The 19,147-nt window shown below is 71.7% G+C and carries 19 protein-coding genes and 1 tRNA gene; 5 read left to right on the top strand and 15 right to left on the bottom strand.

The features are described from left to right. Positions 1-44: 44 nt before the first annotated feature. Both argS and ACFFGE_RS13415 read right to left on the bottom strand, forming a co-directional pair. Entirely contained in the window at positions 45-1,805 is a 1,761-nt protein-coding gene (argS, locus tag ACFFGE_RS13420; protein ID WP_376836954.1) for an arginine--tRNA ligase, read from the bottom strand. After that, a complete protein-coding gene (locus ACFFGE_RS13415) occupies positions 1,802-2,464 on the bottom strand; it encodes a Tat pathway signal sequence domain protein (protein WP_376836953.1) in 663 nt (220 codons plus the stop codon). The genes argS and ACFFGE_RS13415 overlap by 4 nt, the downstream gene beginning before the upstream one ends. A 141-nt stretch (positions 2,465-2,605) precedes the next feature. On the opposite strand from ACFFGE_RS13415, the gene ispH reads away from it, so the two are divergent. Then, the gene (gene ispH / locus ACFFGE_RS13410; RefSeq protein ID WP_376836952.1) at positions 2,606-3,577 is read left to right on the top strand and encodes a 4-hydroxy-3-methylbut-2-enyl diphosphate reductase; all 972 of its coding nucleotides are present in this window, start codon (positions 2,606-2,608) and stop codon (positions 3,575-3,577) included. Here ispH and scpB read toward each other — a convergent pair. The 5 genes from scpB to ACFFGE_RS13385 all read right to left on the bottom strand — a co-directional run bounded on the left by scpB (position 3,574) and on the right by ACFFGE_RS13385 (position 8,127). Further along, the gene (gene scpB, locus ACFFGE_RS13405) at positions 3,574-4,233 is read right to left on the bottom strand and encodes an SMC-Scp complex subunit ScpB (RefSeq protein WP_376836950.1); all 660 of its coding nucleotides are present in this window, start codon (positions 4,231-4,233) and stop codon (positions 3,574-3,576) included. The genes ispH and scpB overlap by 4 nt on opposite strands. Beyond that, positions 4,230-5,054, bottom strand: a complete 825-nt coding sequence (locus tag ACFFGE_RS13400) for a segregation and condensation protein A (protein ID WP_376836949.1) — start codon at positions 5,052-5,054, stop codon at positions 4,230-4,232. Before ACFFGE_RS13400 ends, scpB begins: the two co-directional genes overlap by 4 nt. Then, positions 5,051-6,100 (bottom strand): beta-N-acetylhexosaminidase, encoded by a 1,050-nt coding sequence (gene nagZ, locus ACFFGE_RS13395; RefSeq protein ID WP_376836948.1) that lies wholly within the window; start codon positions 6,098-6,100, stop codon positions 5,051-5,053. The genes ACFFGE_RS13400 and nagZ overlap by 4 nt, the downstream gene beginning before the upstream one ends. Before the next feature lie 5 nt (positions 6,101-6,105). Continuing rightward, positions 6,106-6,858, bottom strand: coding sequence for an SPOR domain-containing protein (locus ACFFGE_RS13390; RefSeq protein ID WP_376836947.1), 753 nt, complete (start codon positions 6,856-6,858; stop codon positions 6,106-6,108). A gap of 84 nt (positions 6,859-6,942) precedes the next feature. Beyond that, positions 6,943-8,127, bottom strand: coding sequence for a deoxyguanosinetriphosphate triphosphohydrolase (locus tag ACFFGE_RS13385; RefSeq protein ID WP_376836946.1), 1,185 nt, complete (start codon positions 8,125-8,127; stop codon positions 6,943-6,945). 127 nt (positions 8,128-8,254) lie between these two features. Here ACFFGE_RS13385 and ACFFGE_RS13380 point away from each other — a divergent pair, with 127 nt between their 5' ends. Continuing rightward, complete coding sequence (locus ACFFGE_RS13380) at positions 8,255-8,572, top strand: HesB/IscA family protein (RefSeq protein ID WP_376837072.1); 318 nt, start codon at positions 8,255-8,257, stop codon at positions 8,570-8,572. 7 nt (positions 8,573-8,579) lie between these two features. Here ACFFGE_RS13380 and msrA read toward each other — a convergent pair whose 3' ends face one another. Further along, positions 8,580-9,227: a peptide-methionine (S)-S-oxide reductase MsrA gene (gene msrA, locus ACFFGE_RS13375; RefSeq protein WP_376837071.1), complete on the bottom strand. Its 648-nt coding sequence runs from the start codon at positions 9,225-9,227 to the stop codon at positions 8,580-8,582. Between the two features lie 145 nt (positions 9,228-9,372). Here msrA and ACFFGE_RS13370 point away from each other — a divergent pair. Then, positions 9,373-9,462: transfer RNA gene (locus ACFFGE_RS13370), tRNA-Ser, on the top strand. 154 nt (positions 9,463-9,616) lie between these two features. Here ACFFGE_RS13370 and ACFFGE_RS13365 read toward each other — a convergent pair. The 6 genes from ACFFGE_RS13365 to ACFFGE_RS13340 all read right to left on the bottom strand — a co-directional run bounded on the left by ACFFGE_RS13365 (position 9,617) and on the right by ACFFGE_RS13340 (position 15,927). After that, positions 9,617-11,140 (bottom strand): hypothetical protein, encoded by a 1,524-nt coding sequence (locus ACFFGE_RS13365; protein ID WP_376836945.1) that lies wholly within the window; start codon positions 11,138-11,140, stop codon positions 9,617-9,619. Between the two features lie 128 nt (positions 11,141-11,268). After that, positions 11,269-12,987 (bottom strand): M48 family metalloprotease, encoded by a 1,719-nt coding sequence (locus ACFFGE_RS13360; RefSeq protein WP_376836944.1) that lies wholly within the window; start codon positions 12,985-12,987, stop codon positions 11,269-11,271. A 2-nt stretch (positions 12,988-12,989) separates the two neighbouring features. Further along, positions 12,990-13,364: a hypothetical protein gene (locus tag ACFFGE_RS13355; RefSeq protein ID WP_376836943.1), complete on the bottom strand. Its 375-nt coding sequence runs from the start codon at positions 13,362-13,364 to the stop codon at positions 12,990-12,992. After that, positions 13,364-14,944 (bottom strand): CHASE2 domain-containing protein, encoded by a 1,581-nt coding sequence (locus tag ACFFGE_RS13350; protein WP_376836941.1) that lies wholly within the window; start codon positions 14,942-14,944, stop codon positions 13,364-13,366. Before ACFFGE_RS13350 ends, ACFFGE_RS13355 begins: the two co-directional genes overlap by 1 nt. Before the next feature lie 158 nt (positions 14,945-15,102). Then, complete coding sequence (locus ACFFGE_RS13345; RefSeq protein WP_376836940.1) at positions 15,103-15,522, bottom strand: hypothetical protein; 420 nt, start codon at positions 15,520-15,522, stop codon at positions 15,103-15,105. A 48-nt stretch (positions 15,523-15,570) separates the two neighbouring features. Then, entirely contained in the window at positions 15,571-15,927 is a 357-nt protein-coding gene (locus tag ACFFGE_RS13340) for a DUF1491 family protein (RefSeq protein WP_376836939.1), read from the bottom strand. A gap of 56 nt (positions 15,928-15,983) precedes the next feature. Between ACFFGE_RS13340 and ACFFGE_RS13335 the strand changes: the two genes are divergently transcribed. After that, entirely contained in the window at positions 15,984-16,814 is an 831-nt protein-coding gene (locus ACFFGE_RS13335) for a hypothetical protein (RefSeq protein ID WP_376836938.1), read from the top strand. Positions 16,815-16,886: 72 nt separating this feature from the next. Here the strand turns inward: ACFFGE_RS13335 and ACFFGE_RS13330 are convergent, their stop codons facing one another. Continuing rightward, the gene (locus ACFFGE_RS13330) at positions 16,887-18,554 is read right to left on the bottom strand and encodes a sensor histidine kinase (protein WP_376836936.1); all 1,668 of its coding nucleotides are present in this window, start codon (positions 18,552-18,554) and stop codon (positions 16,887-16,889) included. 165 nt (positions 18,555-18,719) lie between these two features. Here ACFFGE_RS13330 and ACFFGE_RS13325 point away from each other — a divergent pair, with 165 nt between their 5' ends. Beyond that, on the top strand, positions 18,720-19,142 hold the full coding sequence (locus ACFFGE_RS13325; RefSeq protein ID WP_376836935.1) for a SufE family protein: 423 nt from the start codon (positions 18,720-18,722) through the stop codon (positions 19,140-19,142). Positions 19,143-19,147: the final 5 nt, after the last annotated feature.

Raw genomic sequence — 19,147 nt, 5'->3', positions numbered from 1 at the left:
CGCAGGTTAACCCTTCTGAACGACGCGAGTCTGTGGCGCGGACGCTACATCCGCTCGGGCGTGGCGATCCCCAGCAGGTCCAGCGCCGTCTCCAGCTGGTCCAGCGTCGCCCGGCTCAGCGCCAGCCTGGAGGCCCGTGTCCCGGCGTCCGGGGCCGCCATGACAGGGCAGGCCGCGTAGAACTTCGAGAAGGCCTGGGCCAGGCGATAGGCGTGCTCGGCCACCAGATGCGGGCCCCGCCGTTCGTAGGCGTCCGCCGCCGCCTGGTCGAACGCGTCGAGCGTCAGCGCCAGGTCGCGCTCGGCCGGCTCCGTGATGCGGATGTCGCCCGCCGCCGCCCGCTCGCCCTCGGCGCGGCGCAGCAGGCTCTTGATCCGCACGGCCTGGTACAGGAGGTAAGGGCCGGTCTTGCCCTCGAACGACATGAAGCGGTCCAGGTCGAAGACGTAGCTGGTGGTCCGGCTGTTCGACAGGTCGGCGAACTTCAGCGCCGCCACCGCGACCTTGTGCGCGATGTCCTCGAACGCCTCGGGCGACAGGTCCTGGCCCAGCTCCGCCTCGCGCAGGCGCTCGCGCGCCTTGTCCTTCGCCTGGGTGATCAGGTCGTGCAGCTTCAGCACGCCGCCCGCGCGAGTCTTGAACGGCTTGCCGTCGGCGCCGTTCATCGTCCCGTTCGCGGCATGCTCCAGCTGGCCGGGCGTCGCGTACCCGGCCTTGTAGGCGGCGCGGAACACCTGCTCGAAGTGGTCGCTCTGTCGCTGGTCGACGCAGTAAAGCACCAGGTCGAAGTCCTGCTCCCGGCGGCGCTGCAGGATGGTGGCGAGGTCGGTGGTGCCGTACATCGCCGAGCCTTCGGACGACACGAGCAGGAGGGGCGGCAGCTCACGCTTGTCCCCCTCCTCGGCCACACGGATGATCCAGGCGCCCTGGTCGAACTCCGCCAGGCCCCGCGCCTTCAGATCGGCGACCATGTCGGGGATCAGCGGGTCGGCGTCGGACTCCCCATTCCACAGATCGAAGGTCACGCCGAGCGCGCCGAACTCGCGCTCCAGCGCCGTACGGCTGACCGCAACGAAATGCCGCCACAGGGCGCGATAGCCCGGGCGTCCCCCTTGCAGCTCGGCCGTGGCCTTGCGCGCCCGGTCCCGGAACTCCGGGTCTTCCTTGGCCCGCGCCGCCGCCGCCGGATACAGCCGCTCCAAATCTTCCAGCGTCACCGGGGTCTCTTCCGGGAAGGGGCCGTCGCCCTCGGCCAGGAACGGCGCGCCCAGCCCCTCGTCGGCGCAGGCGACGATAAGCAGCCCCATCTGGAAGCCCCAGTCGCCGAAGTGTGCGTCGCCCCAGACCGTGTCTCCGCGGAAACGGAACAGTCGCTTCAGGCTCTCGCCGATGATCGAGCTCCTCAGGTGCCCGACGTGCATCGGCTTGGCCACGTTCGGGCCGGCGAAGTCGATCACCACGCGCCTCGGGCTCGCGACCGCCGAGGCGCCTGTCAGCTCATCGGCGCCGACCTCCGCCGCGCGCGCCGCCAGCGCCGTGTCCGACACGGTCAGGTTCAGGAACCCCGGCCCGGCCACCTCGACGGCCTTCAGGTCCGCGTGTCCATCCAGGCGCGCCGCCACCTTCTGCGCCAGCTCGCGCGGATTGAGTTTCAGCGCCTTGGCGGCGGCCAGCGCGGTGTTGGATTGGAAGTCGGCCAGATCGGGCCGGTCGGACGGCGTGACTCTCACGAGGGACTCGTCCACGCCTTCGGCGGCGAAGGCGGCCTTGACCGCTTCGCCCAGCGACGATGCCAGCGCGGTCATTGAGCTCCGCCGACCCCCGCCTGCGGCCGGAAGCGGCTTCCGGTGCGGTTGAACGCGGCCATCTCCGGCGTCACGTCGAAGCCGATCAGGATCTCGAAGTTGCCCCCGGACGTCGTCGCTTCGGCCCGGGGAATGACCACGCGCTGCTGCTGCTCGATCTGGGCGGTCTGCTGTCCGTCGAAGTTGACGGGCAGATCGAAGTACTCCTTCGACAGGATCGCGCGGTTGCGCTCCGTCACCGCCACCCAGTAGCGATAGGTCCGCTGATCGCCCTGCGCCTGCGGGCCCCGGCCCAGGTTGAACAGGACGTTGAAGTCCACGGTGATCGGCTCGTCGCCCTGATAGGAACAGCCGGCCGAGACGCCCTCGATCTCGCCCGTGTAGCCCACGGCGGACGCCGAGGCCTGGTTGTTCTCCAGCTCCACATAGCGGGCTGCGTCATAGAGGATCTTCACGAACGGGCACGGGCCCACATTGGCCTGGCGCCGCAGCGGGGCCAGCGGCCTCGGTCGCGCCCGCTCCTGGTCTTGCCCCTCGGCGCCCGGCCGCTCGTTCCGATCCCGGCCGTCCGGGCGCTCGCGCGACTGCGCCTCGGCGACCCCGGGCAGGGCCGTCGCGAGGACCGAGATCGCGGAAATGGCGAGAGCGAGGCGACGCATGGCGAGTCTTCCGATGACGTGGGGGCGCCCGGCGCGAGCGCGACCGGAAGCTCCCGCCTGATAGCGGCTAAAGCGAGGCGCGGCAAACGGGCGCCGCGCGGCCGGTGGCGGGTGTCACGCGAAACCGCTACTGTCCGACGCATGACCGCCGAACCCCTCCCCCCAGCGGCCTCCCGACCCGCCCTGTCGGTGCGCATGGCGACGCCGCGCGGTTTCTGCGCCGGGGTGGATCGCGCCATCCAGATCGTGGAGCGCGCCATCGAACGTTTCGGGGCCCCGGTCTACGTCCGGCACGAGATCGTCCACAACAAGCATGTGGTCGATCGCCTGCGCGGCCTGGGCGCGGTCTTCGTCAAGGAGCTCGACGAGTGCCCCGACGACCGGCCCGTCGTCTTCTCGGCCCACGGCGTGCCCAAGTCGGTCCCGGCGGCGGCGAAGGCGCGCAACCTGTTCTATCTCGACGCCACCTGCCCGCTGGTCTCCAAGGTCCACGTGGAGGCCGAACGCCATCACGCCGCCGGACGCCACATCCTGCTGATCGGCCACGCCGGCCACCCCGAGGTCGTCGGCACCATGGGCCAGCTGCCGTCCGACGCGGTGACCCTGATTGAAACGGTGGAGGACGCCCGGGCCTTCCAGCGTCCGGGCGACGCGCCGCTCGCCTACGCCACCCAGACCACGCTCTCGCTGGACGACACCTCCGAAATCATCGCCGCTCTCAAGGCGCGCTTCCCCGAGCTGCCCGATCCGCACAAGGAAGACATCTGCTACGCCACCACCAACCGTCAGGAGGCGGTGAAGCGGCTCGCCGACGGCGCGGACCTGGTGCTGGTGGTGGGCTCGAAGAACTCCTCCAACTCCGCCCGTCTGGTGGAAGTGGCGCTGAAGGCCGGGGCCCGCGACGCGCGCCTGATCGACGACGCCTCCCAGATCGAATGGGACTGGCTGGAGGGGGCCTCGCGCATCGGCCTGACCGCCGGCGCCTCCGCGCCCGAGTCCCTGGTCCAGGGGGTCGTCGACGCCCTGTCCGCCCATTTCGACGTGTCGGTGGAGGAAGACGACGGCCTGCGCGAGACCGTCACCTTCAAGCTCCCGCGCGCGCTGACCGCCTAACCGTCCTTCAGGAAATCCTGCGCGAACTCCGGCGTGTCGCCGTCCTCGACCGGATCTTCCTCGGCGTCGCCGCCCCGCGAGGGGTCGGGGACCTCGAAGCCGGCGGGAATGGACAGGTCCAGCAGCCCCGCCGCCTTCATCTCCGACAGGCCCGGCAGATCGAACAGACTCGCCAGCCCAAAGTGCTCCAGGAACCGGTCCGCCGTCGCATAGGTGACGGGCCGCCCCGGGGTCCTGCGGCGCCCGCGCAGCCGAACGAACCCCATTTCCAGCAGCTGGTCCAGCGTTCCCTTGGAGATCGATACGCCACGCACGCTCTCGATCTCGGCCCGCGTGACCGGCTGGTGGTAGGCGATGATGGCCAGGGTCTCGAGCGCGGCCTTGGACAGCCGTCGCGGCTCCTCGCGCTGATCGGTCATCAGGAACGACAGGTCCGCCGCCGTGCGAAAGCGCCAGCGGTCGGCCACGCACTCCAGCTCCACGCCTCGCCCCTGGTAGCGGGCCTTCAGGGCCGCGATGGCCCGGCCGACGTCCACGCCCTCGGGCAGCCGCTCGGCGAGGTCTGCGGCTGACAAAGGCCCCGCCGCCGCGAACAGCAGCGCCTCCACCCGCCGCTCGACCTCGCCCTCGTCGGGCTCGAAGCTCAGGCCGCTCAAGGCGTCAGCTCCAGCGGCTGGCCCAGTCCCCGCCGCTTCAGATAGAGCGGATCGAAGGGCTTCTCCTGGCGCACGTCCAGCGCCCCCTCCTTGACCAGCTCCAGGCCCGCCGAAAGCGTCGAGGCGACATAGCTCGCCCGCGAGGGCTCCTCCTCCGTCCCGCCCGGCTCCGGCGCGATCTCCTCAAGCGGTGTCCAGTCCGCGATCCTAGGCAACGCTTCGCGCAGCCAGTCGCGCGCCGCCTCCAGGGGGAACGCCTCGACCCGCCGGCCGGGGTTGTAGCGCCGCAACTCGCCGCGCCGCCGCTGGTCCACATAGGCGGCCATGAGGTCGTAAAGGCTCGCCTCGATCCGGTCGGACGGCACGATCACGGTCGCCTCCGGATCGCCCCGCGTGAACACGTCGCGCTTCAGCTGGGGCCGTTCCAGAAGCAGGTCCGCCGCCTTCCGCATCGCCTCGAGCTTCCGCAGCCGGAAGGCCAGCGCCGCCGCCATCTCCTGCGCGTCCGGCTCCTCGGCCTTGCCCTTCTCCGTGCGGGGCAAGAGCAGCCGCGACTTCAGGAACGCCAGCCACGACGCCATCACCAGATAGTCCGCCGCCAGGGCGAAGTTCCGCCGCCGCGCCTCGTGCACGAACTCCAGATACTGCTCCGCCAGTCGCGTGATCGACAGCTTCAGCAGATCCACCTTCTGCGTCCGGGCCAGCGCCAGCAGCACATGCAGCGGCCCCTCATAGCCCTCCAGATCGACGACGAACGCCTCGCCCGCCTCGATCTCCTGGGCGGCGGTGAAGTCCAGGCTCGGCTGGAAGCCCTCGCTCACGCCTGGGCCTCCCCGACGTCCGGGCCCTTCGCCGCCGTCAGGCGCCCCGACAGGAAGGCGTCGAACCGGCCCCGCGCCTCGTCCACGTCCAGCGGCTCCGGCGCGCGCACGATGCGGGAGAGCGCCGCCTCGGCGCGCCGGGCGGCCCCGCCCTTCAGTTTCCCGACACCCTCGGCGACCTCGACCATCTCCTTCAGATCGCCGGTCCAGTGGATGACCAGGTCGCAGCCCGCCTTCAGCGACTTCTCCGCCCGTTCGGTCAGCGTGCCCGACAGGGCGTTCATGCACAGGTCGTCGGACAGCAGCAGACCGCCGAACCCCAGCCGCTCGCGGATCAGTCGGATCGTCTTTCGGGACTGGGTCGCCGGCCGTTTCCGATCCACGGCGGTGAAGACGATGTGCGCCGTCATGCCGATCGGCATGTCCGAGAGCGACCGGAACGGCGCGAAGTCCCAGGCCTCCAGCTCGTCCAGGCTGGCCTCGACCGTCGGCAGTTCCTTGTGGCTGTCGGCGAACGCGCGTCCCTGCCCGGGCATGTGCTTGATCACCGGCAGCACGCCGCCCGCCATCAGCCCCTCGGCGACCGAGCGCCCCAGCTGCGCCACGGTCGCCGGGTCGCGCGCATAGGCCCGGTCTCCGATGATGTCGTGGGCGCCCGGCGTGGGCACGTCGAGCACGGGCGCGCAGTCGATGTCGATGCCCACCGCCTTGAGGTCATGGGCCATCAACCGCCCGCCGAGCCGGGCCAGCTCCCGCGCCGTGAACGGATCGTTCGCCGCCTTCAGATAGGCCTCGCCCGGCGGATACTTCGGCCAGTGCGGCGGCCCCAGCCGCTGGACCCGCCCGCCCTCCTGATCGACCAGCACCGGCGCGGGGCGGCCCACCGCGTCCCGCAGGGCCTCGGTCAGGCGCAGCACCTGTTCCGGGCTCTCGACGTTGCGGCGAAACAGGATGAAGCCCCAGGGCCGGGCCTCGGCGAAGAAGGCGCGCTCCGCCGCCGTCAGAACCGGCCCTTCGCAGCCGTAGATCGCCGCCGAGACGCCCACGCCCGTCAGCGGACCAGGCAGTCGCGCCCGGCCGCCCTCAGCGCCGCGCAGAAGGCGTCCGCCCGCTCGCGGCTCAGGCCGGTGAACTGGGTGCGATAGACCGTCTGGCCGTTCGAGCCGGTCACCTCCTGCACGCGCTTGCCGGCGCCCGAGGCGAACTGGCCGAAACGCGACGCGACCGCCGCGTACTCCCGGTCCGCGATCTCGGGGCTGCCGAAGGCGCCGATCTGCACCGCCGAGGTCCCCGTCGCCGGCGCGGGGGCCTGGCCCCGGTCCGCGCGCACGATGGCCTCGCCGACCGGGTCTGCGGCGGCCGGTCGCGCCGGCGCGGGCGCCGGCCGTGCGGGCGCCGGCGCCGGACGGACGGCCGGGGTCTCCAGCGCTTCGCGGGGCAGCGGCTCGGCCGGCGGCGGGGCGAAGGTCACCCCGGCCGGCGTCTCCGCGTCGGCATAGACGCTCACGTCCGCTTCCGGATCGATCGGCTGGGCCTCCACGGGCGCCTCGACCTTCATCTGGCCGACGGGGTCGCCCACCGCCGGCGGCGCGTCCTCCGACGCCCTCAGGCCCGAGCGATAGAACAGCACCACCGCCACGATCAGGGCCAGCAGCACCGCCACGCTGATCATCAGCGTCATCGGCGGGCGACCCGCCGGCTGGGCGCGGCGCGCGTCATAGGAACGGTTGAAGGGCAGGTCGTCGTCGGTCGGGGGCGTATAGGCCCCGCGCTCGGGACGGCCGCGCGGATCGTCATGGGACATGGGTCGGGCTCTTCCGGCTTTCGGCCCCGGCCCGAATCGGTCCGGCGCGCCGCTCAGTCTAATCGCCCCCGCGCGGCTTTCGAATCACAGATCGAGGGCGAGATCGAGACTGAACAGGTTTCTGTGCTCCTCGATGGCGTAGCGATCCGTCATGCCGGCGATGTAGTCGCACACCACCCGGGCCCGCACGGACGGGTCCGCGGCGTGTTCGCCCCATTCCGGCGGCAGCACCGTCGGATCGGCCATGAACAGGGCGAACATGTCCTTCAGCAGCCGCCGCGCCTGGCTGCGCGTGCGGTTGACCCGATAGTGCCGGTACATCCGCTCGAACAGGAAGCGTCGCACGGCCGACAGATCCTCCAGCATGGCGGCCGAGAAGGCCACCATTGGCCGCGACGCCGCACGCACGTCCTCGACCGTCCCGATCCCATCCGCTGAAAGACGGGCGCGGGTCTCGGCCAGCACGTCGTCGGCCATCGCCCCGATCATCCGGCGCACCGCCTCCAGGCGCACCATGCGCTCATCCGCCTTCGGCCAGTCGCGCCGGACCTCGCTCAGGATCGCCCCGATCAGCGGCAGCCGCTCCAGGTCGGCCAGGGTGAACAGACCGGCCTGAACCCCGTCGTCCACGTCGTGATTGTTGTAGGCGATGTCGTCCGAGATCGCCGCGACCTGCGCCTCCAGCGAGGCGAAGGTGTCCAGCCGCAGGTCCCATCGGGCGCCGTGGTCCGCGACCGCCCTCCAGGCCGGCTCATCCAGCCGGTGCGCCACGGGGCCGTTGTGCTTGATCACGCCCTCCAGCGTCTCCCAGGTGAGGTTGAGCCCCGGAAAGCCGGGATAGCGGGCCTCCAGCTCCGTCACCACGCGGAAGGTCTGGACGTTGTGATCGAAGCCGCCGTGCTCGGCCATCAGCAGGTGCAGCTCATCCTCGCCCGCATGCCCGAACGGCGGATGTCCCAGGTCGTGGGCCAGGGCGACCGCCTCCGCCAGATCGACGTCCAGCTTCAGCGCCCCGGCCAGCGACCGCGCGATCTGCGCCACCTCCAGCGAGTGGGTCAGGCGGGTGCGATAGTGGTCCCCCTCGTGCGCCACGAAGACCTGGGTCTTTTCCTTCAGGCGGCGAAAGGCGGTGGTATGGATGATCCGGTCCCGGTCGCGCGCGAACGGCGTGCGGGTGCGGCTCTCGGCTTCGGGATAAAGACGCCCCCTGGACGCCCGCGCGTCGCAGGCGTGGGGGGCGAGGCGGCGGTCGGTGTCCGGATCGGTCAAGGCGGCCTGCTTTCAAGCGCGACGCCGGGGCTTTGCGCCCGGCGCTCGCCGCCACATATAGAGGGGCGTGAGCGACGTCCAATCCCAGAGCTTCCAGATCGCCGAGCGCGGCCCCGCCGACCACGGCCTGGTGCTGGCCGAGAGCGCCGCGCGGCGTCTCGCCCGGCTGTCCGCCCAGGAGGGTCGTCCGGTGCTTCTGCGCGTCGCCGTCGACGGTGGCGGCTGCTCCGGCTTCCAGTACCGTTTCGAGCTGATCGAGGCGGCCGACGCCGACGACATCGTCATCCGCCGGGACGATCAGGCGGCCGTCGTCGATCCGGTGTCCCTGCCCTTCCTCAGGGGCTCGGAGATCGCCTTCGTCGACGAGTTGGTCGGCGCCCAGTTCGCGGTCCGCAACCCCAACGCCGCCTCCTCGTGCGGTTGCGGCGTCAGCTTCTCGATCTGATCGGGCCTCAGGCCTCCACGCCCACCCCGATCGGACAGGCCACGCCGGTGCCGCCGATGCCGCAGTAGCCGTCCGGGTTCTTCGCCAGATAGCCCTGGTGATAGTCCTCGGCGAAGTAATAGGGGCCCGCCGGCGCGATCTCGGTGGTGATCTGGCCGCGCCCCGCCTTGGCCAGCGCCGCCTGATAGGCGTCGCGCGACGCTTCCGCCTCGGCCCGCTGGGCCTCGTTCAGATAGTAGATCGCGGAACGATAGGTCGTGCCCACGTCGTTGCCCTGACGCATGCCCTGGGTCGGGTCGTGGTTCTCCCAGAACGCCTTCAGAAGTTCGCCGTAGGTGATCTCCTTCGGGTTGAAGACCACCTGCACCACCTCCGCGTGACCGGTCCGCCCGGTGCAGGTCTCCTCATAGGTGGGGTTCGGCGTGATCCCGCCGGAGTATCCGACCGACGTCACCCACACGCCCGGCAGCTGCCAGAACACCCGCTCCACGCCCCAGAAACAGCCCATGCCGAAGATCGCCGTCTCGAACCCCTCCGGGTGCGGCCCCTTCAGCGGACGTCCGGTCACATAGTGCACCTCATCGGTCTTCAGCGGCGTCTCGCGGCCAGGCAGGGCGGTTTCGGCGGTCGGCAGGGTGGTCTTCTGGCTCAGCATCGAAGCGATCCGGTCAAGGAGGGACATGCACGCCATATGGGCCGCCTCGCCGAGGTTCGCCAGCGCCCGGCTTGCCGTCGGCGCCCGCCTGTTCTATCAGCCTGCCCTCCCGGGCCGAGCGCCCGGTGATCGCCCCGGGGCGATTGGACAGGTGGCCGAGTGGTTGAAGGCGCACGCCTGGAACGCGTGTATAGGTGAAAGCCTATCGAGGGTTCGAATCCCTCTCTGTCCGCCACCGTCCCGACCTGAGGCTGACGAGCTCCGATCCCCTCTGATTTCGGTCCACGCCTCGGGACCTTGGAAGCCTTGAGTCGTGAATCAGGCTCTCACTCAAAACTGGACCGAAATCTGAGCCCAGTTGGACTGCGTCCAACTAAACCGATTTCGGTCTAGGCCTCGTCGTCAGGCGGCGTCGCGGGCTCGACCTCGTCGAGGCTGACGTCGGCCGTGGGGGCCGCGCCCGCCTGAGCTTGCTCCAGCAGCGCGGCGGCGGCGGCCGCCGCCCCACCCCCGTGAGGCGCGTTCGCCAGGGGCCGCAGCAGCACCGCCGCCTCGTCGTGGCGGTCGACCATCATCAGCGCCTGCGCCAGACCGATCCGGCTTTCCGGCAGTTGCGGCGCCAGCTGGAACGCGCCGGTCCAGGCCAGGAGGTCGTTGTCGTTGGGATAGCCCGGCGCCCCGATGCGCGAACGGGCGATAAGAAGCAGGGTGAAATAGTGATCGGGGTCGGCCTCGTAGGCGCGGGCGAGGAAGGTCCGCGCCTGTCGCCGCAACGGCTCCGGATCCTCGGCGGTCTCGTCGGCCTGCGCGAGGCGCCGCGTGGCCATGAGCTGAAGCGCCTCGACGTTCGCCGGGTCCCGCTCGAGCACCGCCAGCAGGAGGCGTTCGCCCTCCGCCGCGTCGCCCATGTGCAGCTCCGCATGGCCGAGCTGAAGCTGAGGATAGAGCGCGTCCGGGTGGCGGGCGGCGGCGCGGCGCACGCGCTCCACGGTCTCGGCCCTGTCCTCCTGCGGCACGCCGACCTTCAGGCGCTGGCCCAGCAACAGCAGGTCGCCGACGGCGTCCGGCAGGCGGGTGACCTGCACCTCCACCTCGCGGGCCGGGAAGTCGTAGTGGGTGCCCATCAGCCGGGTGCGCATACAGTCCCTGAGTTCGGCGCGCAGGGCGTCCGGATCCAGCCCCGTCGCCGACTCCATCGCCTCCAGCGGCTCGACCCCGTCGCCGACCAGGCGGATGTACTCCACGAGCCGCCGGTTGCGTTCCGGATCGCTGGTGAACCAGTGCGTCAGAAGCCACGCCTGGGCGTAGAAGCCCGGACGGTCCGCGGGGCGGACCTCGCCGGCGCGCTTGGTCAGCAGATCCTCCATGGAGATCCAGGGCGTGTGCAGCAGCGAATAGGCGCGCCCCTCGTTGTAGTGGCCGACCTCCACCTGGTCCGAGCGGATCTCGGCGGTCATGTAGTATTCGGCCAGCCCCTCGATCATCCATCCCGGCGCGACGCTCAGGGCCCCGGCCTGGAACGAGAAGTGGTGGAAGTATTCGTGCAGGAGCGCGTCGTCCTCGGCCTCGTGCAGAGCCAGGGCGAACATGCCCTCGCTCGCCGTGAAATAGACGCCTCCGACGCTGCCGAGCCGTTCGCTCACGGTCCGGAGGCCGCTTTCGTTGACCAGGAAGATGGGCAGCTTGTACGCCGCCGGCTCGTCCGGCAGCCGGAATCGCTGCCTGAGGATGTAGTCATAAATCTCAAGGTCGCGTGCGTAGCGCCGCAGCTCGTTCTCGCTGCGCTCGCTGTAGATGCGGAAGCTCGGCGTCTCCGCGACCCGCCAGTCGGCGCGCGCGGGCGCGGCCCCGACCATGGCCCCGGTCACCGCGCCGCACGCCGCGGCGCCCGCCGCCAGACACTTCAGCTTCACGACACACGCCCTCGCCCGACCGCCGAAGGGAACTACGCCGGGTTGCATGTGGCAAGCGTGGCCGTGGCTGCGGCGGGTGGTTCCGGGCGTCCGTCGCCCCCGCGCCACAGGGCGTCGGACGCCCCGGTTCAGTTGGAGAAGATCGTCGACCAGTCCATCGTCCGGGTGTTCATTTCCCGACGGGCGGCCTCGATGCGCGCGGCCTCCTCGAAGGTTGGCGGCGTGCCGTCGTCCCTCAGGGCGATCGCCTGGCTGATGCAGGCCTCTTCCAGCGCCGTCTCGCGATAGCCCACGCAGCGCCTCAGATAGGTCATGCCCTCCTCGGTCTGGCGCCGCTGGAAGGCGATGCCGACCCGCAAGGGCAGGAAGAGCTTCTCCGGATCCTGGGTTTCGGCCGCGTGGGCGACGCCTCGGTCGATCACGGCGCCCGCCTGGTCGAAACGACGCAGCCGGGTGAGCAGGCCGGCGTGGGCGTAGTAGCCGTCCACGGTCTGATCCGGACTGGCGTGCGCGATCTCATACAGGCGTATCGCCTGGGCGTCCTCGCCGGCGGCCGCGAAGACGGCGGCGGCGCGATTGGCCACGGTCGCGGTGGACCGGTACCGGGTCTTCAGCGCCGGGTCGATGGCCAGCAGGGCGTCGCGGAACTGACCGGCCTGAACCAGGCGGTCGGACGTGGCCAGGGCTTCGGAGACGACCCGCGCCTCCTGGAACTCCGCGCTCGCCTTGATCGCCGATATGCGGTCGGTGGCCAGGTCGGGGGCGTCGGCGTCCGGATAGGCGCGATCGATATAGCGGGTGATCCCCGCGCGACGCGCGTCGGGCGTCCTGTGCCGCTGTCCGAAATATCTCAGCGCCCAGCCGATCGCACGCTGGCGCAGGGCGTCGCCGCCGCTACGTCCCAGCTGCTGCCAGAAGTCCCCGGCCCCGGCCCCGGTCAGGTTGTTCCGCGCCTGGGCGGCGGAGATCTCGGCGAAGGCCTGCGTCAGCACCTCGACGCTCTCGGCCGTCATGGCCTGCCTCAGCTGGAAGTCCGCGTTGTAGCGTTCCAGCATCAGGTTGGCCGCCTGGGCGGCGTTGAGGTTCAGCCGCAGCGTCAGGTCGACGCCGAGCGCGTCGGCCTCATCCTCCTGGTTCCGCTGCCAGGCGCCCTGGAGAAAGCTGTCGGTCATGTCCTCGACGGCGCGCGCGACACGGGTCGCCCGCGCGTTGGCGGCGGCGATCTCGTCGCGATCGTCGACCCGCATCCGATACTCGTCGCCCGAGCGCACCAGCCGTAGCTCCTCGGCGAAGGCGGCGCCGGTGTAGACCTGCCCAAGCGCCGTGATCATCTGGCGGGTGCGGCGGAATCCGGCGTCGTCGGCGAAATGGCCGAGCCGCAGATGCGCCAGCTCATGACCGAGGATCAGGGCCAGCTCGTCGTCGGACTCCACATCCGCCAGCAGGCCCACGTCCAGCACGATCGATCCGTCCGGAAACGCCTGGGCGCCATAGCCGGGCGCGGCCGTCACCCGGGCGCGCGGCGGGATGCCGCGTTCGTGGGGCCAGGCGGCGTCCAGCTCGTTGATGAAGCCCATCAGGGCCGCCTCGGTCTCCGGCATGGCGAGCAGCAGCTTGGCGTCCTCGCCGCGATTGCCGCTTTCGCCCGCCAGGACGCGGCCCTGGGCGTCGGCGACCCGCTGGCTGATGCGGGCGGGATCGACGGTCGTGATCAGCGGGCCGCGCCGGCCGTCGACCGAGAAACCGCGATCCGGCAACAGGCTGAACTGGGCCGACGCGGGCCCGGCCATGACGAGCGCCGCCAGGACGGCGACCAGGCCCGACAGGATGAGGCGCGACCGTTCCATCCTCACTCTCCCGGGCGGCAATCGCGCGAGGTTCCGGCGCCGGCCGTGACGCCCGCCACCACGGTGTCGCCCGCGCGGCGCTGGGGCGCGACGGTGTTGCACACCACCTGGGCCTGTCCCTCCAGCCTGAACTCCAGGTCGATGCCCCGGATGTAGATCACCTCGTCGCCCTGGGTCTGGACGCCGATCAGGCCGCTCGGGCGCGCCTCGACGACCGGGGCCGGCAGCCGCGGAAGCTCGCCGACCGGCAGGCGGCCGGCGGACCGTCCCTCGCGGGTGAACACCCGGACCTCGTCGCGGGGCTTGTATTGCGTGACCTGTCCGATGGGGTCGGTCAGAAGGGCGGTCATCGCCAGAATCAGGAAGGGATCGGGCATCAGTTCCTCACCAGTTTCGACAGATCGACGAAGGCCAGAAGGCGGGAGACGAGCCTGCGGCCGGGCAGGCGGCTGGCCGCGCGCTCGAAGCTCGGCGCCACGCAGATGACGAGGCTGCCGCCCACGACGCTGAGCACCGGGAAGGGGTTGATCGCGCGATCGCCCCAGTAGGCTCCACCCAGGGCGTGCGCGGCGAAGGCGGCGCCCGCGACGATCACCAGCGTCGCCGCGATCCAGGCCGCGTTCAGGCCCGGGCGACGCGGCCATCGACGCCCCGCTTCCACTGCGCCGGCCCGGACCAGGGCCATGAGACAGGCGGCGAAGACTCCGACGAAGGTCACCACCAGCGTGTGCAGGTCGCCCCGCACGAACAGGGCGCGCGGGTCCTTCTTCAGATAGGCGGGCCCGGCGGTGAGAAGGTTGTCCAGCGCCATGGCGTGCAGATGCACGCCGGGCACGGCCCCGTGCAGCGGCGACGGAATCCAGTCGTTGCCGTTGTCGAAGACGGCGCCGATGAGGACCAGCTTGTCCTCGAGCAGCAGGGGATAGTCCGAGGCGCTGTCCAGGCCGTAGCCGGCCACGAGCCGGTCGTAGCCCAGCGTCAGGTGCGCGAGGCAGGCCTCCCGGCCTCGGCCGGGGGAGGCCCCGACGCCGACGATCCGGCCGGCGGCGTGGATGGGTCCAGACCGGTCCGAGCGGCAATCGGGAACCCGGCCGGTGGATGTCTGGCTCCACAGCCGACGCTGTTCCGGGTGGATCCGGTCCGACCAGACCACCTCCATGGGCGTCCAGAAGGCGGCGAGGTCCCGGGCGGCGTCGGAAGAGGCGGCGACGACGCCGCCGGCGCGCAGCGACCTCGCCCGCGCCCAGGCGTCGTCGACGGCGGGGAGAGCGCAGCCCGGCTCGCCGCGCGCCGCCAGCGCCAGGCAGTGGGCCAGATACAAGGCCGTCGCCGGATGCAGTTCGCCCGTGTCCGGCGATCTCAGATCATAGGCCTTGGCGTGGGTCTCGATCGGCGTGGCCAGCGCCACGCGATCGAACGGCGTGGCGGTGTCGGCCGGACCCCGGGCCATCAGGATCGGCATGCCGCCCCAGGCGGTCGTGCACGCCAGGACCATCAGGGGCCCCGAATGGCAGGCCTGGACCGTCGACCAACCCCCGCCGTCGGGCTCCACCGCCCGCGAGAGGCCGCCGATGGTGGACACGAGGTCCTCGAAGGCGTCGCCGTCCTCCGGCCTCAGGTTCTCGCCGGTGATGATCAGGTCGAGGAACAGGGCCCGGGGCGGCGCGCCCTCGGTGCGTGTCGCCACGTCCTCGATCATGATCGCCAGGTTGTCGTATCCGGGGGGCCATCCGTTCCAGCCGGCGCCCGAAAGCGCCTGGACCGCCGCGTCGTCCACCGTCACCACGCGCACCAGCCCCTGGGCGTCGACGCTGGTCTCGCCGCGCCGGAGGTCCCCATGCCGGAGCAGGCCGCGCGTCTGGGCGGCGCCCGCCGCGTGCGCGTCCTCGGCGCTCTTGAAGCCGCCCAGATCGATCTTGGAGACGGCGATGCCGATGAGGGCGGCGCAGAGGCTCACCACAACCGCACGCGGTAACTTGGCTAGCGCCATCACCCACCCCCGGCTGTATTAAGCACGCGGCCGGAGCGGGGGTCAACGAACCGCGTTGCGGCTCAGGCGGACCGGCGGGAAGCCGTCAGGCGGTCAGGCGGTCAGGCGGTCAGACGGTCAGGCGGTCAGGCGGCGAGGCGGCCCCACACCACGCGATCCGCCGCGACGGCGTCGAGACGCCCGCGGGCGGCCTTGCCCTGCAACTGCCGCATCAGCGGCTCCGGCAGGTGACAGAAGCGCGGCTCGACCAGTTCCGGCGCGCAGCCGGTCTCCGGGGCGGCGAACAGCACCGCGTTCAACTCCGGCTCCCGGTCGTGCAGCAGCCAGGCCAGCCGCCGCGCGCGCTGCGGATCGTTGCGATGCAACAGCGGATCTTCGGCGAACAGCTCGCAGCCCAGCTCGATGACGTAGTCCAGTCCAAGCTTCTCGAAGCGACGCGCGTCGGCGGGCGTGACCGGGCAGGCCTCGTCCAGGTCGAACACCACGTCGTTCAGGAGAAACAGCATGCGGGACACCACCACCACCGGGCGTGTTCTTCCGCCCATGGCCGAACCCTAGGCCGGGCGCGCTTGCGGTTCCGTTCCTGAACGCGGTTAAGCGGCGTTAGGGCTGTTCGGGCTCTCGCCCTCGACCTTCTCGGTCAGGAAATGACGGCCCTGCCGGTCCTCGATCTCCACGATCCAGATGTCGGGATCATAGCGGACCTGCCGCGCCAGATAGTCGTCGATCTCGCCCTCGACCTCGCTCGTCACCGGCTGCAGCCACAGCCGGTCGCCGTCCGGCCCGAAGGCCTCCGCGTACACGCGCGCGCGCAGGGTCAGGGTGTCGTAGGTCTTCACCAGCACGCTGCCGGCCCGCACGTCGCCCTTGCGGGCGACGACCGCCGACGCCCCGGAAAGCTCGGCCCGGCGGATCAGGGCGCCCACCCAGACGTCTGTCGGCAGCAGCATTTCGCTAACCCTGAACGGAAACCGGGCCGGAAGGTCATGGCCCTATGGTCGAGGCGATGAGGATAGGCCCGACCCTGCTCCTGGCCAATGCGCTCCTGGCGCTCGCCGCGCCCGCGGCGGCGACGGAGGCGCTGGACCTTTACCGCGAACGCGCGCTCGTGAGCGCGCTCGACCGGCGCTGCGACCTGCTCAGCGGACCGACCGCCGCCGCGCTCGACGCGGCCACGGCCCAGGCGCGCGGCGCGGCCCTGCGCGGCGGCGCGGACGCGGCGACGCTGGACGGCGAGCGGCGCCGGGCGGAGCGGCGCGCGGCTGCGGCCGCCTGCGACGGCGCGGACGCCGCGACGATCCGGACCCGGGTGGAGCGGGCCTTCGGGGACTGGTCGCGCACCCCGCGCCTGACCCTGGCCGGCGACTGGTCGGCGTGGCGCGCCGAGCGCGGCGCCGCCGAGGGCTGGCGTCTGGTCCAGACCGGTCGCACCGGGGCGTCTCCCGTGGCGTTCGGCCTGCCCAGCTTCGACGCCCAGGGCCCCGCCGCCGTCGTCTCCTTCGTCGGCGCGCCCCGGCCCTATGGCGCGCGGCTGGTGTTCCGGGACGCCGAGCGCACGGCCCGGCCCTCCCTCGACCCACGCGCCCGCGTCGCCAAACGCACGATCTGGGCCTCCAGCCAGGCGCGCGCGCCGTCGGCCCTGCTCGGCGGCCGACGCGACGGCGAGGTGTGGCGCTTCCCCGCCGAGGCGATCGACCGGCTCGCGGAGCTGGATCCGCGCGAGCGGTTCACCGTGGAGTTCGTCTTCAGGGACGACAGCGTCGCCCGGGCGGAGTTCGAGGTGGGCGAGCTGATCGCCGGCCGCGCCTTCGTCCAGCTGGGGCCGTTGAGGCTCTAGACCGAGATCGGTTCAGTCGGACTGACGTCCAACCGTGCCCCGGTTCTGGTCCGACTTGAGTGAGATCAGGCTCTAGGCTTCCGCCGCCGCCGGCCGGCTCCCCGTCGTCAGCTCGACCACCGGCAGTCGGACCAGCGCGGCGGTCCCCTCCCCCAGGGTGCTCTCCAGAACGAGACGTCCGCCGTGCAGCTCGGCCAGAGAGCGCACGAGGGACAGGCCCAGTCCCGTGCCCTGCGCCTTCTGCGCCGCCTCGCCGGCCTGTTCGAACGGACGGCCCAGCCGCTTGACGTCCTCCGGCGCGATGCCCACCCCGGTGTCGGCGACGGTGAGCTCCAGATAGGGCCCGACCGCGTCCAGCGAGACGGTGACGGCCCCGCCCTGCGGCGTGAACTTGATGGCGTTCGACATCAGGTTCAGGGCGATCTGCTTCAGCGCCCGCCGGTCGGCCATCGCCATCAGGGGATCGGCGGGCAGGACGCCGTTCAGCTGCACGCCCTTGTCCTCGGCCTGGGCGCGGATCATGGCCATGGCGGCCGACACGGGGTCGCGCACGTCGATCCGCTCGGCGTTCAGCTCATAGCGCTGGGCCGCGATCTTGGAGACGTCGAGCACGTCGTTGATGAGCTCCAGCAGGTGCTGGCCGGCCTGGTGGATCAGGTCGGGATAGGTCTGATAGCGGTCCGGCATCGGGCCGAAGATGCGCTGGCGCATGATGTCGGCGAACCCGATCACGGCGTTCAGCGGGGTGCGTAGCTCGTGGGACATGTTGGCGAGGAAGCGCGTCTTGCCGGCGTCGGCCGCCTCGGCCTCCATGCGCGCCGCCTCCAGCCCGGCCTCGCGGGCGAACTGGGCGCTGTCGTCGAAGGCCTGGACGATCAGCCGACGCCCCGGCCCGGCGCCCTCGAAGGGGCGGACCAGGACCGCGATGCGGCGATCCAGCGCCACGCGCGGCGCGAACCGGGTCTGCGCCGAACCGCCCGCCAGCGCCTTGCTGATCGCCGACAGCACGGCGGGGCGGTCGGGCGCGTGGACCGCCGCGATCAGCCCGCCCTCGAACAGCGGGTCGATCGCCATGCCCGGCGGCGACAGCCCGTAGGCGGCGGCCACCCGACCGGCGGGGTCGACCAGCAGCGTCAGCCCGGGCTGGCTCGCCAGGATACGTTCGGCCCGGCCGGCCGAGATCTCCGCCAGCAGGACCCGCCGTTCCCGCGTCCGCCCCGCCAGGCGCGCGCCCCAGGCGGCGGCCCCGGCGGTGAGCAGGGCGACCGATGCGGCCACCACCGGCGAGGCGGCCGGCGGTCCGAACCAGGCCGCGACCAGCAGACCCGCCAGGGCCGCGACCCCCGTCGCCCCGGCGCCCATCTGAACCCGCCGCCAGCCGCCCAGCGTCAGGGCCGCGGCGAGCGGCATGAAGGCGAGCGAGCCGAGCGGGCCCGTCAGGCCGCCGGTCATGGCCGACGCCAGCACCGCCGCGACCGCCCATCCCCCGAGAACCTGCGCCCGGCGGATCTCCGGATGGCCCGGTCTGAGCAGGACCAGTCCCGCCGCCCCGGGCGCCGCGGCGAGCAGCAGCGCATAGGTCACCGCCGGGTCGGCGATGAGCCCCGCCACCCGCAGCACGAGCGCCAGAAGCACACAGGCCGACGCCCACGCGGCGTGCCACACCGACAGGCCCGGCTGCGGGACCGGCTCCGGCGTGCTGCCCTGAAGGGGGCTGGAATGGGCGGCGGGCTCGGTCAAGCGCGGGGTCTGAACTTTTGATCTGACCGGTGAACCTAGCCGGGCGCGCGAGTCGAGGCGAGCGCGCTCCCGCCTCAGGCGACGAACGTCTGTGGGCGCGCGCGACAGGGCTGGGGACGGATCGGCCGCATTGTCCTTAACGCGCCCGCGGCCTATGTCGCGGCCATGTCGACCGGTGAAATCGAGACCGCCCTTCAGGAGCTCGTCGAGGACTTCGAGGTCCTGGACGGCTGGGAGCAGCGGATCGAATACGTCATCGAACTCGGCAAGGGGCTCGCGCCGCTGCCCGAGGCCGACCGGACCGAGACCAACAAGGTGCGGGGCTGCGCCGCCCAGGTCTGGCTGGCCAGCGACCGTCGCGACGGGCGCCTTTGGTTCCGCGCCGATTCCGACAGCCACCTCTCCAAGGGCAACATCGCCCTCCTGCTCAAACTGTATTCGGGCCGGGAGCCGGCGGACATTCTGGCCTTCGACGCCCGCGCCGCTCTGGACCGTCTCGGCCTGCCCCAGGCGCTGACGGTCCAGCGCGCGAACGGCCTGAACAGCATGGTGCAACGCATCCGCACCGAGGCCGCCGCGGCCGCCTGAGGGCC

This window comes from Brevundimonas balnearis (assembly GCF_042434805.1).
Lineage (GTDB): Bacteria > Pseudomonadota > Alphaproteobacteria > Caulobacterales > Caulobacteraceae > Brevundimonas > Brevundimonas balnearis.
This window is presented reverse-complemented; position numbering and strand designations above follow the sequence as displayed.